The sequence below is a fragment of the Rhizobium sp. NPDC092011 genome, assembly GCF_044756305.1.
Taxonomy (GTDB): Bacteria; Pseudomonadota; Alphaproteobacteria; order Rhizobiales; family Rhizobiaceae; genus Rhizobium.
Genome location: NZ_JBIVSO010000001.1, coordinates 771,653 through 786,638 on the forward strand (window position 1 = coordinate 771,653; position 14,986 = coordinate 786,638).

Consider the following 14,986-nt stretch of genomic DNA (forward strand, 5'->3'; position numbering starts at 1 on the left):
TGAGCAGCATTCGGTTTTCGAGGGATTTCAATGACGATCGCAGCCAATTTCAAGGCGTTTACTCTGGCTGCCGGCCTTTCCTTGCTTGCCTCATCGGTCGCATTTGCTGCTGATGAGAACAAGCCGGTACAGGGCGGCACACTGATTTACCTGGAGCAACAGGCCCATACCAATTTGTATCCGCCGGCCGGCGGCTTTTACCCGAACGGCGGCATTCTCAACCAGATCACCGACAAGCTGACCTATCAGAACCCGGAGACGCTGCAGATCGAGCCCTGGATTGCCGAATCCTGGACCGTCAACGACAAGGGGACGGAATACACCTTCAAGATCCGCAAGGGTGTGACCTTCTCGGATGGAACACCCGTCGACGCCAATGCCGTCGCCAAGAACTACGATACGTTTGGACTCGGCAACAAGGACCTGAAACTGCCGGTTTCCGAGGTACTCAACAATTACGATCGCAGCGAAGTTGTCGATCCTTATACCGTCAAATTCTACTTCAAGAAGCCGTCGCCCGGCTTCCTTCAGGGAACCTCGGTCATCGGTTCGGGTCTCGTCTCGCTGAAGACGCTTGCGTTGCCTTTTGATCAGTTGGGCGATGCGACGAAAATCATCGGCTCCGGTCCTTTCGTCGTCGAGAACGAGACGCTCGGCAAGCAGCTGTCGCTGAAGGTACGCCCCGACTACAACTGGGGTCCGGCCAAGTTCGAGCATCAGGGCCGCGCCTATCTCGACGGCATCAAATACATCATCACCGGCGAGGACAGTGTGCGTATCGGTGCACTGCTTTCCGGCCAGGCCGATTTCATCCGCCAGCTTCAGGCCTATGACGAAAAGCAGGTCAGCGATCAGAGCTTTGCGATCTATGCGGCGCCAACGCGCGGGGTGAACGACAGCGTCGCCTTCCGGCCGGACAATCCGCTTGTTGCCGACCTCAAGGTGCGCCAGGCGCTGCTGCATGCCACCGATAGCAAGGAGATCGTCGACACACTATTCTCGGCGAACTATCCTCAGGCAAAGTCTGTTATCTCGTCGGTCGCGGCCGGCTATGAAGACCTCTCTTCGAAGCTGACCCACGATCAGGCGCTTGCCGAAAAGTTGCTTGACGAGGCCGGCTGGAAGAAGGGCGCAGATGGCCTGCGCCAGAAGGACGGCAAAACGCTTTCGCTCGCCGTTTACGAATCCCTGCCGCAGCCGCAGAACAAGGCCGTGTTGCAGCTGGTCGCCCAGCAATGGGCCAAGGTCGGCGTTAAGCTTCAGGTACTTGCGGGAACCTCGGGAAATCTGGTCACGGACAATATCGATCCGGCAAAAACGCCTCTGGTCGTCGCCGAGGTGGGCCGCGCCGACCCCGACGTCATCAAGAGCCAGTTCTACGCGAAGAACCGCGATGCGCTTCTTCAGAAGGGCGGTCTCAACGCCAAGGCAACCTTCTCGGACGACAAGCTGAACGGCCTGTTGGAGGCCATCGCCTCGGAAACGGATAGCGACAAGCGCCTGGCGGCGGCGAAAGCCGCCCAAGCGTATCTGCTGGATGCCGCCTATGTCATTCCCTTCTTCGAGGAGCCGCAGGTTTTTGCCGGTGCTCCCTACGTCAAGGGTGTGGCTTTCGAAGCTGTTGGCCGGCCCTCCTTCTACAATGTCTGGCTTGCCGCACACTGAGTATCTCCCGCAGCCCGTTCAATGGGCCGGGCTGCATTTTCGTAACGACAGGCTAATGCCATGACGAAATACATTCTGACGAGGATCGGCCAGGCCCTGCTTGTTCTCTGGGCCGCCTTCACCGTTTCGTTCGTGCTGCTGCAATCGATGCCGGGCGATGCGATCCTCATCAAGTTCCAGAGCCCCGATTATGGGCTGAGCCCGGAGCAGCTTGCCGATATCAGGGCTGCCTATGGAGCCGATGGATCTATGCTGCAGCAATATATCCATACGGTGTGGAGCTTCCTGTCTGGAAACTTCGGTTACTCGTTGCAGGCGGGTGTTTCCGTAAGTTCGCAGCTTGCAGTCAGCCTGCCGTCCACCTTGCTGCTCGCCGGCTTCAGCTTTCTGCTCGCTGCGATCCTTGCCGTCGTCATCGCCATCCTGGCCAATCTATCGGGCTTTGGTTGGCTGCGTGGTTTCATGCAATCACTGCCGTCGCTGTTCATATCCGTGCCGACCTTCTGGCTCGGTATCATGTTCATCCAGATCTTCTCGTTTCGCCTGCGGCTGGTGCCGGTTATCGATCCCGGTCCGTGGCAGGGATTGATCCTGCCGATTCTGACTGTTGCCATACCGATTTCCGCGCCGCTTGCGCAGATCATTTTGCGAAACATCGATGAGGTTTTGACCCGTCCTTTCATCTCGGTGGCGCGCGCCAAGGGCGCATCGCATGGACAGGTTCTGTGGCGCCATGTCGCCAAGAATACGCTGCTTCCGGTGCTGACGGTTGCAGGCCTGCTGTTCGGCGAACTGATTGCCGGGGCGGTCGTGACCGAAACGGTCTTCGGGCTGAACGGCATCGGCAATCTGACGAAACATGCGGTCGATGCACAGGACGTCGCTGTGCTGCAGGCGATCGTGGTGATTTCGGCCGCCGCTTTCGTCACGATCAACCTGATCGTCGACCTGCTCTATCCGATCCTCGATCCGCGCCTGAAAGCAAGGCTTGGAGCCAACTGATGACGAATTTCTACACAGCGGATCTCCATCGCCCGCTCGAACATGCCGATGCTCCGGAAAGTCTGTCGGCGCAGCCGGCCCGCGAAGACGGCAGACCGCTTGCGCACCGCTTTTCGCTTCCTTTTCGGCCGAGCTTGCTTCTTGCCATATTCATACTGACCGTGGCGGTCCTGTGGGCGCTTTTCCCCAGTGTCTTCACGAGCTACAATCCGGTGGAAGGGTTGCCGGGGCAGCACCTGAAGGCGCCCAGCGCCGCTCATATTCTCGGCACGGACGCACTCGGCCGCGATCTCTTTGCCCGCATCGTCTACGGCTCCATCCACTCTCTGTCGGGAGCGCTTGCCGCTGTCGGCATCGCGCTGGTCATCGGCACGGTTCTGGGCGTGCTGGCGGGATCGCTCGGCGGCCGGATCGAAACGGTGATCATGCGAATCGTCGATGTGATGCTGTCGATCCCCGACCTGTTGCTGTCGCTGAGCATCATCGTTCTCCTTGGTTTCGGCACCGTCAATGCCGCGATCGCTGTCGGCTGCACGTTGATTGCCAAGTTTGCGCGCCTGGTTCGCTCGGAAGTCGTCACGGTTCGGCGAAGCGACTATGTCGAGGCTGCATTCGGCAGCGGCGGCACGTTTGTCCGCGTGCTGTGGCGCCATATTCTCCCGAACTCGCTGACGTCAGTGATCGCCTTCGCCGCACTGCAATCCGGCTGGGCCATCCTCCAGCTGTCGACGCTCGGATTTCTTGGCTATGGGGCGCCGCCGCCGACACCGGAATGGGGGCTCTTGATCGCGGAAGGGCGTAATTACATCGCAACCGCCTGGTGGCTCACGACGGCGCCTGGCCTCGTCGTCGTGCTCGTGGTGATCTCGATCAATCGCATCAGCCGTTCGATCGCGGAGATTGGCAAATGAGCCATACGATATCCGACAAAACAAATGAGTTTGCTGTGCCGGTGCTGGATGTTTCCGGCCTGAAGATCGCCTATCGCGATCGCAGCGGTTCTCGCACGGCGGTTCATGGCATCGACTTCACCGTCAACGCAGGCGAGGTCGTCGCGCTCGTTGGTGAATCCGGCTCGGGCAAGAGCTCGACGGCTCAGGCCATTATCGGCTTGCTGCCGCAAAACGGCCATCTGGAAGGCGGCCGGATCAGGCTCAATGGCCAGGATATTGCCGGCTGGCCGCAGAAGCGGCTGGACGCGATCCGCGGTTCCATCATCAGCCTCGTGCCGCAGGATCCCGGCAATTCCCTCAATCCTGTCAGGACGATCGGCGAGCAGGTCGCCGAAGTTCTGGTCATTCATCGCAGGGCGCCGCGTGCGGCGGCCTATCTGCAGGCCGTCGAGCTGCTGGGCCGCGTCGGCCTCAGTCAACCCGAGCTTCGGGCACGCCAATATCCGCATGAACTTTCGGGTGGCATGCGGCAGCGCGTGCTGATCGCCATCGCCATCGCGCTCAAGCCTTCCTTGATCATCGCAGACGAGCCGACCAGTGCGCTTGACGTGACTGTGCAGAGGCACATCCTCGACCTTATCGACGATCTCAGACGGGAATATGGGGCAGCCGTTCTGCTGGTCACACATGATCTTGGTGTTGCTGCCGATCGCTCCGACAGGCTGGTTGTCCTGCAGAATGGCCGCATTCAAGAGCAAGGGCGGACCGCCGAGCTTTTGAGGAACCCGCAAAGCGCTTATACGCGCCGGCTGTTGGCCGACGCCCCGTCGCTGAATGTCGCTCAGTCGCACTCTCCCGCGCATTCCGTCGATGCGAAGGTTGAGTCGGGCGATGATATTGTCGTGGTCGAAGGGTTGGTGCAGGAGTTCGGGATCGGCGGCAAGGACGGCGGCCTGAAAGCGGTCGATGACTTATCGTTTCGCGTCAAGCGCGGCACGACCCATGCGATCGTCGGAGAGTCCGGTTCCGGCAAGACGACGACAATCCGCATTGTCTCCGCGTTCCAGCGCCCGACGGCAGGAAGGGTCATTATCGACGGGCTTGATCTGGCGTCGTTGCGTGGCGAAACGCTGCGGCTCTTCCGCAAGAAGATCCAGCTTGTCTATCAAAATCCTTTCGGCTCGCTCGATCCGCGCCAGACGATTTCGGCCATCGTCGAGGAGCCGTTGCTGAACTTCGATCAGCTACCGAGGGTGCGGCGATTGGAAAAAGTCGCTGCTGTCATCGAGAAAGTCGGTCTGCCGGCCGATGTCCTGCAGCGGCGGCCGCATGCACTTTCCGGCGGTCAGCGTCAGCGTGTCGCTATCGCCCGGGCGCTTGTGCTCGATCCGCAGATCCTGGTGCTGGATGAAGCCGTCTCGGCGCTCGACGTGACGGTTCAGGCACAGATCCTCTCGCTGCTCGACAGTCTCCAGCGCGAGCTTGGTCTGACCTACCTCTTTGTTTCCCATGATCTCGCCGTGGTCCGTCAGATCGCCGACGCGGTCTCGGTTCTTCACAACGGTAAGCTGGTCGAAAACGGTCTCGTCGAAGAGGTCTTCGGCAATCCCAGCAGCGATTATACCCGTGAGCTGATCGACGCCATCCCCGGCAAGAAATACTCGATCGCTCTTCATCAGCCCCAAAGCAATGCAGGATAATTCCATGAGCACGCCAGTTTCTCCCAAACGACTGGGCTTCTTCAGCCGTGTCCTCGATCAGGCAGGCGCTGCCGAGCGCTACCGGCTCGTGAGCGAGCAGATCATTCACGCGGAAGCGCAGGGTTTCGACAGTGCCTGGGTGGCGCAACATCATTTCAATGGCGATGAGGGCGGTCTGCCGGCGCCGCTGGTTTTCCTCGCCGGTCTTGCCTCGCGCACGTCGCGCATCCGGTTGGGAACGGGCGTCATCACGCTGCCGATGGAAAACCCGGTGCGCGTCGCCGAAGATACCGCTGTGCTCGATCTTCTATTGGAAGGGCGCCTGGAGGTTGGCTTTGGCACAGGCGGCACACCACAGGCCTTTCTCCCCTTCGGCATAGAAAGCGCCGATCGCGGTCCGATCTACGGCAAGTATTTGACGCTCATTCGCGATGCGTGGACAGGACAGGAGCTTGCCGGCGGCAACCGTCTCTACCCGGTTGCGCCGCATCTCATAGACAGGGTCTGGCAGGCAACCTTTTCCGTGGGCGGCGGCGAGCGGGCTGGCAAAGATGGTGACGGCCTGATGCTGTCTCGCACGCAGCCGCGCCCGGACGAGGCGCCGGATGCCGAGCTTTGGGATCTGCAAAACCCCATTATCGATGCCTATTTCGCGGCTCTGCCGAAGGGCCGAGCACCGCGGATACTGGGATCACGCAGCCTTTTCGTCGCCGATGATCGCAAGGAAGCGCTTCGCCTTGCCGATATCGGCCTGCGCCGAAGTGCCGAGCGCTTTGCCGCCAGCGGTTTCAAGGTTCGCGGCGAAACGACGGCTGATCTCATCAAGGCATTCGATGTGCACGTTGGCACGCCTGAGGATGTTATCGCCTCCTTGCGTGCAGATACTGCCCTTGAACGCGTCACGGATCTGGTCTTCCAGGTGCATTCTATCGATCCGCCGCACGATTACATCCTTCGTTCCCTTGAGCTGATTTCGCAGAAGGTTGCGCCCGCCCTCGGCTGGTCGAAGCAGATATTCGCCAACAAAGGTCCGCAGCTTGCGGCCTCAGCGTAAAACAAAAACCGAAGAAGAGAAGGTATATCCATGACCTCGTCGACAACTGACGTCATCGATCTGCTGGCAGGCATCCGCGAGGGATCCTCGCTGCATGCCTTGAGAGCGGCAAGGCCACAGACCCGCGACAACGCGCAGAAGAGCTACGAAGCCCTGTTCGAGCCTGCCCATGAGGGCGATGTAAGCCGTAGCGAACGCTTTGCTCTGGCGTCGTTCGTGGCGGGCTTGCATGCGGCCGATAGCGCCAGCCAGTTTTATCTGGCTGCACTGGAGAAGGTGGAGCGCGAGCATGTGCTGATCGATGCCGTCAAGGCGGAGGTCAATGGCGGCCGTACCGTCGGCCCCTATGGGCACTATCCCGCCGGACCGCTTTCCACCGAAGATCGCGAAGGGCTTGTCTATCATGTATCGGAAGCGGGACGCCCGGTTCTTGGCAGCAAACTTTCGGCAGCATTGGAACATGCCCACCTTCTCGTCTATCGTCCGCGTGAGGCAAGCGCCGAGGCGCTCCAGCGGCTCCTGAATGCCGGCTGGACGACGACGGGCGTGGTGACGCTATCCCAGATCGTTGCATTTCTTTCGTTCCAAATCCGGGTGGTTGCCGGGCTGAGCGCATTGAGTGCCGCCAGCGCCGAGCACACCGTCTCCGCGTAATTGCAGAAGGACGTTTCCCATGACCGAGACCGTTATCCATCCCACGATCGAAGATCGGCCGAATGCCTTTACACAGAAGGAAATCGGCTGGACGCCCTGGCTGCACCCGCTTCCCGAGGAAGAGCTGACTGAGCGCCATTGGCGAGGACTTGTCGACGCGTCGCGCGCTAAGTCGCCCTATTTCATGCTTCTCGCCCGGGATCCGGAGATCCTCGAGGCGCGGACGAAAACCGACAAGGACATTTTCTACAATGTCGAGGCGGGCTTGCCGCGCGCTGACCGCGAGCTTGCCGCAACGGCTGCGTCGCGCACCAACGGCTGCATCTTCTGCGCGTCGGTTCACTCCCGCTTTGCGTCGCATCATTCGAAGCGCGGCGACGACGTCCAGCGCCTGCTCGATGAAGGCACCGGCACCGATCTTGGCAGCCGCTGGAACGCGATCGTCTCGTCCTCGGTCGCGTTGACAGCGACGCCGTCGGAATTTGGGGCCAGCGAAATCGCAGAGCTGCGCAAGGAAGGCTTGAGCGATCTTGAAATCGCCGATGTCATCCATGGTGCGGCTTTCTTTAATTGGGCAAACCGCTTGATGCTGTCGCTTGGCGAACCTTTGCCGGCCCAGTGATCTGGCTGCGTCGGCCCTAGATGTCGATGTGCGGATGACCTTCATATCTTGTCCGGCGCACTCCAAAGCATGGGGGTGCGCCGGGACAAATTCCCGCATGGTGTTTCCCAAAACGCTTCTGTCGTCGTGGCCATGAAAGCCGCCCGAAAACACGGTCTTTGAACCATGCCCGGAACGTTGCCGAAATGGCACGGGTCTCGCCTGCGAACGAGGCGCCCGCGCTTGCTACCGCAGCCAAAGTTTGATACTTAACAAGCTAAGTGTCGTGCATGGATGTGAGGCAACGTTGGAACTGTTGAGCTCTCTGGATCTGCTCCACAAGGACCGTATACGGACGCCCTTCAATCGCTGGGTTGATGATCTTCATGACATTTGCGGCAGTTTCCGCCCAAGCAGCATGGATACGAGCCTCGACATTCATGGCGAGGCCCGGCGCATCCATGCGTGCGGCATGGAATTTTCCCATATCTCGAACGATCTCGATCGCATCCACCGCGATTGGGATGATGTGCGGCGTGACGCGGTCGAGCAGCTCTTTCTGATCGTCCAGCTGGAGGGCTCCTGCGGGGTGGAGCATTCCGGCCGCCAAAGCGCGCTGAATGTCGGCGACTGCATACTGGTGGACTCCACCAAACCCACGACCTTTCATTTCCATGGGAAATACAGCAACCATCTGTCCCTCAACGTCCCGGGACAGCTCATGTATTTCCATGGCAGTGACAAGCTCAACGTCGCGCGCACATTGGACGCGGCCAATCCGATGGCGGTTACCTTGCGGGCACTGGTGGCCAAGATCCTTTCGACCTCAGAAAGCGACGCCCAGGCACCGGACCTTCGCCAGACGATGCTCGATGCAACACGGCAGGCGTTCGTATCCGATCTCGAAAGCTTGCTGTCCTTCGACTCGCTGAATGATCTGGGATCCAGCCGGCTGCACATGGTCGACGTTCTGATCGATCAGCATCTGACCCGATCCTATCTCTCCGCCAAATGGCTGGCCAAGCGCATCGGCGTGTCGATGCGGGTGCTTCAGCTGCATTTCCAGGACATGGGAATGACCTGCACGACCCTCATTCGCGGCAAGCGCCTGCGCTTCGCGCGTGAGAAGATCAAACAGCTCCGGTTTCAGCACGATGCGCAGACCATTGCGGATGTCGCCTATTCGGTCGGCTTCAACGATCTGTCCTATTTCAATCGTTGTTTTAAAGATCTTTTTGCCTGCACGCCGACCGATCTTCTGAGATCGACAGATCGCAGCCTCGCAAACTAGCGCAATCCCGGCGCTTACCTTCACATATGTTTGCCACGCCCGTTGAACGACGGCCGCTCACCGAGCGGCGTCAGACCCAATTCAATTGGTCGGGCAAGCAAACGGAATCGGTGCGACCTCATCCCAGATTCGTTTCGCTCCAAGACAGGCCTTCAGCCGCGTGTTCGTTTGTGCGGACGCGGTCGCAAAAGAAAAGCCGCCCGAGGTTTCTCGAGGACGGAAAGCGCCGACGTATTCGGAGGAGGAACGAAAGCTATGATTTCAGTGAATTTCAGGCGCGCCATTGCGCTCGGCCTGTTAACGGCGACAACGGCTCTGGCGGGTTTTTCCGCTGCAAAGGCGCAGGAGCTTGTCCTCGGCGTCATCGGCAACAGCAAGGACATGGTGCAGCCATACTCTCCGACGGACTCGGTATCTGCGGATTCCATGTACGATCAGCTGTATGACGGCCTCACCAGCCACGATTCCAAGGGTGGCGTCGTCATGCGCCTTGCGGAATCCATGACCCCGAATGCGGCCATGGACGTCTGGACCGTCAAGCTTCGTCCCAACGTCAAGCGCCACGACGGAAAGCCGTTCACCGCAGACGACGTGATCGCGAGCATCCGCTACATGCTGGACAAGGCCAATCATTTCGTCGTCTCCAGCCAGATCGACTTCGTCGATCCCGCCAAGATCCGCAAAGTCGACGATCTGACCGTGGAGTTTACCCTCAATCGTCCCTTCGGCCTGTTTGCCAACGCCTTCGCCGACGACCACTTCAGGATGCGCGCTATCGCTGCCGACGGCTCCGTGGTCGGCACAGGCCCATTTACTCTCGATTCCTTCACGCCCGGTCAGGAAACCCGGTTGACCCGGTTCGAAGACTATTGGGGCGAGAAGCCCGGTTTCGACAAGCTGCGGATCATCGGCTTCCGTGACCAGCAGGCGGTCACCAACGCGTTGCGTGGCGGGCAGATCGATATTGCCTATTCGGTGCCCTATACCGACGTGCCGTCGTTGACGAAGGATCCGAAGCTGAAAACCGTAATCAGCGGCACGACCACCTATCCCATGCTGGCCGTCAGGGTGGATACGGAGCCCTTCAAGGATCCGCGGGTTCTTGAGGCATTGAAGCTGGTTGTCGATCGTCAGCAGATCGTCGACAACGCATTCAGCGGTTATGCGACGATCGCCAACGACTATCTCGGCAACAATACTGCCTGCCCGGTTCCATCCGTGGCGCAGCGCGTGCAGGATATCGCCAAGGCGAAACAACTGCTGGCCGAGGCCGGGAAAACCAACCTTCGCCTCGAAGTGGTGACCGATGGCGCCTATTCCGGCATGATGGAAATGGCGCAGCTCTTCGCCCAGCAGGCCGCACAGGCGGGTATCACGATCAAGGTGCGCCGCCTCGATCCGGCGACTTTCCTCAACCGTTGGCGCGAATGGCCATTCCTCGTCAGCCTGGCAAGCGGGCCTTATGAAACGGGAACTCTTGCAGCCCTGCTGCCGGATCAGGGCGAGAACGCAACCCATTTCGACGATGCCGAGTATAACGATCTGGCCAAGCGTCTCGAAAGCACGAGCGACCTTGCGGCACAGTGCAAGCTGATCACCCAGATGCAGGCGGTCGAGTACAAGCGCAGCGGCCATATCGTGCCGGCCTATCCGGAAAACATCACCGTCTATCGGGATACCGTCAGTGGATTGAAGCCGGATTTCTATGGCCGTACGCCGATCCAATATGCCGGTGTCACCGTCAAGAAATAGAGGAATTCCGGGAAGCGCGCGGAGCGATTATCCGCCCGGAATGCGGAATGAAACAGAAGATGGAGCGGCCTCCGCGATCCGGAGGAAAGCGGAGGCGCTCCAGCAGGCCGCATAGCAGGAAGAAGCATTTCCATGACTGCCGATAGCCAGAACCATAATGATCCTATGGTGATGGGGTGGCTTTCCAGGCTACAGCCTTTGTTCGCAATGCTGTTGCAGGGCATCCTTACCCTACTTGCCGTATCACTCCTGATCTTTCTCGCCGCGAGAGCCTTGCCCGGTGATGTCGCCAACATGATCCTCGGTCAGAGCGCGACGCCGGAACAGCTCCTTTCACTTCGCTCCGATCTCGGTCTCGATCAGCCGCTTTGGTGGCAATATCTGTCGTGGCTGGGGGGGATTCTGCGTGGAGACTGGGGCGTCTCTCTTGCCAATGGGCAGCCGGTCGCCGATATCCTCGTTCTTGCGGTACGCAATTCCGCGGCTCTGAGCGGTGTCGCGCTTGCGGTGATGTTGCCGCTGTCGCTGGTTCTCGGCGTCGCGGCCGCGCAGTTTCGCGACGGTTTCCTCGACAGGCTTTTTCTCGGCATGTCGATGGTTGCCAATGCCGTTCCGGATTTCGTCACCGGGACAGTGCTGGTTGCGCTCTTTGCAACAACTGTGCTGCACGTTCTGCCTGCGGTTTCCTTTATTCCGCCGGGAGGCTCGCCGTTCTCCTATCCCGTTGCGCTGGTGCTGCCTGCCGCGACCGTCATCATCCCCGGTGTCATGTACCTCTCCAGGCTGGTCCGCGTCGCCGTGATCGATGTGATGGCAACCGAGTACATTCAAACGGCGATCCTGAAGGGACTGTCTCCGAGCCGAATCCTTTTTCGTCATGCATTGCCGAATGCTGTCGCTCCGGTCATTCCGGCCGCAAGCATGGTGGCGGCGTTTACCGTCGGCGGTATTGTCGTGGTCGAATACCTGTTCGCCTACCCAGGCGTCGGCAGCGCTTTGGTCGATGCCGTCACCAACCGCGATCTGCCTGTCATCCAGGCGAATGTGCTCGTGATCGCCTCCGCCTATTTCATCCTCAATCTTATCGCCGATGCGCTCGCGCGGAGAAATGGCGCGTCAAACCGGCAAGGAGGACACGCCGCATGAGTATCGATGTGGACATAATGCCGGCAACGCGCCGGCGGTTTCGCCCGCGTCCCACCGGGTGGCGCCGCCTCTGGACGTCAGCGCAGGTGCGCTGGGGTGTCGCGCTGCTGGTGGTCATAACGGCCTTGATCGTGATTGGCCCATTCCTTGCGCCTTATGATCCGGCAGCACCGGTGGGCAAACCCTATGCGATGCCTTCCGCGATGGCGTTGCTGGGCACCGACAACCTCGGGCGCGACGTTTTCTCCCGCGTGCTTTCCGGCGGTGTCTATCTTGCCTGGATGGCACCGATTTCGGCGTTGCTGAGTGTTGCGCTCGGTGCCGCCATCGCGCTCGTCACCGCCTATTACGGCGGTTGGACGGACCTTCTGCTGATGCGATCGCTGGATGTCCTGCTTGCTTTCCCCGGCGTTCTGCTGACCCTTCTCTGCGTCTCGGTGTTCGGGCCTGAACCGGCTTTGCTAGTCGGGCTGGTGACATTGACCTTGATGCCAGGCGTGGCGCGGGTGATCCGCGGCGCCGCACTGCCTCTTCTCAATCAAGAATACGTGCTCTGGGCGAAGGCCGTCGGCAAACCCGGACACAATATCATCCTGCGCGAACTTCTGCCCAATGTCTCCTCACCTCTGCTGGTCGAGCTTGGCCTGAGGCTCAGCTGGTCGGTCGGCATTCTCTCGTCGATGAGCTTCATCGGCTACGGCATCCAGCCACCGGCTGCCGATTGGGGCCTGATGGTCAACGAAAACGGCGGCGGCCTCGGCACGCAACCTTTCGCAGCCCTCGCTCCCATCGCGATGATCGTTCTTTACACCATCGGCGGCGCTCTCGTTGCCGAAGGCGCCGCGCGCGTGGTCGCCCGAACTGAAGGCAAAGCATGATGCCGGTACTGAATGTCTCTGGATTAACTGTCGAGCGCTCTGACGGCGCGCCGATCATCGAAGATGTTTCGCTTGCCCTTGATGTCGGGGAGGTCATGGGTGTGGTTGGCGAGTCCGGCTCTGGAAAGTCGACTTTGGCGCTGGCGCTTCTCGGTCACGCGCGCCACGGCGTCCGTATTGCAGGCGGCACGGTGCGCATAGCCGGCACCGAGATGCTCGAATTGGACAAGGCCGGCTTGCGCCGGGCGCGCAGCGGGCTGGTTGCCTATGTCGCGCAGGATCCTGGTGCGGCGCTCAATCCCACGCTGCAGCTTGGCACACTGCTGGCGGAAGGACTGAGCGGCACCAAGGCGGAGAAGGAGGATCGGGCACGAGAAATATTGCGCAAGGTCGGTTTGCCTAGCGATGACAGGTTCCTTCAGCGCCGGCCGCGGCAATTGTCGGGCGGCCAGCAACAACGGATCGCCATCGCAATGGCGGTCATTGCCAGACCCAAGCTCATCATCTTGGACGAGCCTACCACCGGTCTTGATGTCTTGACCCGGGGCAAGGTGCTGGAGCTGATCAAGCAGCTCTGTGTCTCCGACAATCTGACGGCGATCTATGTCAGCCATGATCTTGCAGTGATTGCCAACGTGGCCGACCATGTGACGGTCATGTATGGCGGCCAGGTCGTCGAGCAGGGGCGCATGCAAGATGTTCTGGCAACGCCACGCCATCCCTATACGCGCGCGCTTCTTGATGCCGTTCCCTCGGTCCAGACACGGCAGACCCTGCGTCCGATCCGTGGGCGTGTGCCAGCGGTCGGCGAAGGGCCGAGCGGCTGCATTTTCTCAGACCGATGCGACCATGCTATCGAGGAATGCGGCGTACGGCCTGGGTTGAGATCGGCGGGTCGCAGTATCGTGCGCTGCTGGCGCCCTGAACTGGCGCAGAGCTTCGCAGCGCTTTCGAGATGCCCTGAGCACCCGGAGAGAGCGACATCCGGCAACACACAGCCCATGCTGGAGGCGGCAGGCCTCAATGCCTTCTACGGCAGTTGGCAGGTGTTGCATGATATCGATCTTCGCGTGGAGCCGGGGCGCTGTCTCGCCGTAGTCGGTGAGTCTGGAAGCGGTAAATCGACCCTGTCGCGCTGTCTGATCGGCCTGCACGACAACGCAACCGGGCAACTGAGCCTCGACGGCGCATCCTTGCCGCTAACCGTGAGCAAGCGTGACCAGAATGCCCGTCGGCGGCTGCAGTATATCTTTCAGAATCCCAATGCGTCCCTTAATCCGCGCCGCACCATCGGGGGGAGCCTGGAGGCGGCGATTTTCGATGACGCCGACCGACGGGCCGGAAGGGCCAAGATCATCGTTGCCGAGGCGCTCGATCGCGTCGGCATCTCTGCCGATCTGGCGTCGCGCTTTCCGTCCGAACTGTCCGGTGGCCAACGACAGCGCGTTGCGATTGCCCGTGCCCTCGTCGCCAAACCAGCCTTGCTTTTGTGCGATGAGGTGACGTCTTCGCTCGACGTATCGGTACAGGCATCCGTGATCGAGTTGCTGCGCAGTCTGCTCGACGATGGTCTCGGAATGCTGTTCGTCACGCACGATCTGGCTGTCGTGCGCAATATCGCCGATGAGGTCATCGTTCTTGCTGGCGGCCGTGTGGTCGAGCGTGGTGAGACGAATGCAGTGCTGAAATCGCCACAACATCCCTACACCCGGTCGCTGCTTGCCAACACGTTGCAACTGCCGACCGATACGGCCTGTCCGAGCGTGAGGCCCGCTGCGGCGCGATAGGCCCCGACCAGTTCATACACTGTCCATCCAAAAGAGGAGAAAACGATGGCAAGTCACTTTGACGGACTACTGAACGATACCATGCCGCTGCTGGAAGTCGATTTCACGGCCGAGGGAGCGCTGGCCGATCTGGAGGATCCGCCGAATACGGGCGGTTTCGAACTCGTCGGCAGCTTGGTGCAGCCGAAGTCTCCTATCCATATGACCCATATCTGGATCACGGAAACCGAGCGGCCGATCCATTGGGTTTCCGAGCACATCCATGACTATGACGAGATCCTGATCTGGACCGGCAGCGACCCGAATAATCCACGCGATCTGGGCGCCGAGATCTATATCGATATCGAGGGGGAGCGGCGCACGATCACCACCTCCGGCTCGATCTTCATTCCGGCCGGCGTCAAGCATTGCCCGCTTGGCATCAACCGTGTCTGGCGGCCTTTCACCTTCCACGCCTTGTCGCTGGCGTCGACCTACAAGGCGAAAGTCTAGCTGACATTAGTCACGAGGCTTCCGTCGGCGGCATAGCTGCCGACGGAATTCCTGCTCTCTGCACTGTCTCA

Annotated in this window: 13 protein-coding genes; all 13 read left to right on the forward strand. The window is 60.2% G+C overall.

Annotated features, from left to right (window positions below; all coding sequences use genetic code 11):
* Positions 1-30: 30 nt before the first annotated feature.
* The 13 genes from ACIQJ2_RS03730 (at position 31) to ACIQJ2_RS03790 (ending at position 14,915) form a co-directional block, all read left to right on the forward strand.
* Positions 31-1,665 (forward strand): TIGR04028 family ABC transporter substrate-binding protein, encoded by a 1,635-nt coding sequence (locus ACIQJ2_RS03730; protein ID WP_400665612.1) that lies wholly within the window; start codon positions 31-33, stop codon positions 1,663-1,665.
* A 60-nt stretch (positions 1,666-1,725) separates the two neighbouring features.
* Complete coding sequence (locus ACIQJ2_RS03735; protein WP_400665610.1) at positions 1,726-2,667, forward strand: ABC transporter permease; 942 nt, start codon at positions 1,726-1,728, stop codon at positions 2,665-2,667.
* On the forward strand, positions 2,667-3,578 hold the full coding sequence (locus ACIQJ2_RS03740) for an ABC transporter permease (protein ID WP_400665608.1): 912 nt from the start codon (positions 2,667-2,669) through the stop codon (positions 3,576-3,578). The genes ACIQJ2_RS03735 and ACIQJ2_RS03740 overlap by 1 nt, the downstream gene beginning before the upstream one ends.
* A complete protein-coding gene (locus ACIQJ2_RS03745) occupies positions 3,575-5,260 on the forward strand; it encodes a dipeptide ABC transporter ATP-binding protein (RefSeq protein ID WP_400665606.1) in 1,686 nt (561 codons plus the stop codon). The genes ACIQJ2_RS03740 and ACIQJ2_RS03745 overlap by 4 nt, the downstream gene beginning before the upstream one ends.
* A gap of 4 nt (positions 5,261-5,264) precedes the next feature.
* Positions 5,265-6,314: a putative FMN-dependent luciferase-like monooxygenase gene (locus tag ACIQJ2_RS03750; RefSeq protein ID WP_199149354.1), complete on the forward strand. Its 1,050-nt coding sequence runs from the start codon at positions 5,265-5,267 to the stop codon at positions 6,312-6,314.
* A gap of 30 nt (positions 6,315-6,344) precedes the next feature.
* Positions 6,345-6,968, forward strand: a complete 624-nt coding sequence (locus tag ACIQJ2_RS03755; RefSeq protein WP_400665604.1) for a CMD domain protein — start codon at positions 6,345-6,347, stop codon at positions 6,966-6,968.
* A gap of 19 nt (positions 6,969-6,987) precedes the next feature.
* The gene (locus ACIQJ2_RS03760; RefSeq protein WP_400665602.1) at positions 6,988-7,590 is read left to right on the forward strand and encodes an alkylhydroperoxidase domain protein; all 603 of its coding nucleotides are present in this window, start codon (positions 6,988-6,990) and stop codon (positions 7,588-7,590) included.
* Between the two features lie 304 nt (positions 7,591-7,894).
* Complete coding sequence (locus ACIQJ2_RS03765) at positions 7,895-8,860, forward strand: helix-turn-helix domain-containing protein (protein ID WP_400666802.1); 966 nt, start codon at positions 7,895-7,897, stop codon at positions 8,858-8,860.
* Between the two features lie 255 nt (positions 8,861-9,115).
* Positions 9,116-10,612: an ABC transporter substrate-binding protein gene (locus ACIQJ2_RS03770; protein WP_400665600.1), complete on the forward strand. Its 1,497-nt coding sequence runs from the start codon at positions 9,116-9,118 to the stop codon at positions 10,610-10,612.
* A 132-nt stretch (positions 10,613-10,744) separates the two neighbouring features.
* Positions 10,745-11,758 carry an ABC transporter permease gene (locus ACIQJ2_RS03775; RefSeq protein WP_400665598.1) on the forward strand — a complete coding sequence of 338 codons (1,014 nt, stop codon included), beginning with the start codon at positions 10,745-10,747 and terminating at the stop codon, positions 11,756-11,758.
* The gene (locus ACIQJ2_RS03780; RefSeq protein WP_400665596.1) at positions 11,755-12,636 is read left to right on the forward strand and encodes an ABC transporter permease; all 882 of its coding nucleotides are present in this window, start codon (positions 11,755-11,757) and stop codon (positions 12,634-12,636) included. The genes ACIQJ2_RS03775 and ACIQJ2_RS03780 overlap by 4 nt, the downstream gene beginning before the upstream one ends.
* A complete protein-coding gene (locus ACIQJ2_RS03785) occupies positions 12,633-14,423 on the forward strand; it encodes an ABC transporter ATP-binding protein (protein ID WP_400665594.1) in 1,791 nt (596 codons plus the stop codon). The genes ACIQJ2_RS03780 and ACIQJ2_RS03785 overlap by 4 nt, the downstream gene beginning before the upstream one ends.
* 45 nt (positions 14,424-14,468) lie before the next feature.
* The gene (locus ACIQJ2_RS03790) at positions 14,469-14,915 is read left to right on the forward strand and encodes a hypothetical protein (RefSeq protein WP_199086744.1); all 447 of its coding nucleotides are present in this window, start codon (positions 14,469-14,471) and stop codon (positions 14,913-14,915) included.
* The last annotated feature ends 71 nt before the right edge of the window (positions 14,916-14,986 follow it).

What these genes read in the sequence shown, in the direction of transcription:
- ACIQJ2_RS03730 (WP_400665612.1), top strand. Translation starts at nt 31, where the DNA reads ATGACGATCGCAGCCAATTTCAAGGCGTTTACTCTGGCTGCCGGCCTT.
- ACIQJ2_RS03735 (WP_400665610.1), top strand. Translation starts at nt 1,726, where the DNA reads ATGACGAAATACATTCTGACGAGGATCGGCCAGGCCCTGCTTGTTCTC.
- ACIQJ2_RS03740 (WP_400665608.1), top strand. Translation starts at nt 2,667, where the DNA reads ATGACGAATTTCTACACAGCGGATCTCCATCGCCCGCTCGAACATGCC.
- ACIQJ2_RS03745 (WP_400665606.1), top strand. Translation starts at nt 3,575, where the DNA reads ATGAGCCATACGATATCCGACAAAACAAATGAGTTTGCTGTGCCGGTG.
- ACIQJ2_RS03750 (WP_199149354.1), top strand. Translation starts at nt 5,265, where the DNA reads ATGAGCACGCCAGTTTCTCCCAAACGACTGGGCTTCTTCAGCCGTGTC.
- ACIQJ2_RS03755 (WP_400665604.1), top strand. Translation starts at nt 6,345, where the DNA reads ATGACCTCGTCGACAACTGACGTCATCGATCTGCTGGCAGGCATCCGC.
- ACIQJ2_RS03760 (WP_400665602.1), top strand. Translation starts at nt 6,988, where the DNA reads ATGACCGAGACCGTTATCCATCCCACGATCGAAGATCGGCCGAATGCC.
- ACIQJ2_RS03770 (WP_400665600.1), top strand. Translation starts at nt 9,116, where the DNA reads ATGATTTCAGTGAATTTCAGGCGCGCCATTGCGCTCGGCCTGTTAACG.
- ACIQJ2_RS03775 (WP_400665598.1), top strand. Translation starts at nt 10,745, where the DNA reads ATGACTGCCGATAGCCAGAACCATAATGATCCTATGGTGATGGGGTGG.
- ACIQJ2_RS03780 (WP_400665596.1), top strand. Translation starts at nt 11,755, where the DNA reads ATGAGTATCGATGTGGACATAATGCCGGCAACGCGCCGGCGGTTTCGC.
- ACIQJ2_RS03785 (WP_400665594.1), top strand. Translation starts at nt 12,633, where the DNA reads ATGATGCCGGTACTGAATGTCTCTGGATTAACTGTCGAGCGCTCTGAC.
- ACIQJ2_RS03790 (WP_199086744.1), top strand. Translation starts at nt 14,469, where the DNA reads ATGGCAAGTCACTTTGACGGACTACTGAACGATACCATGCCGCTGCTG.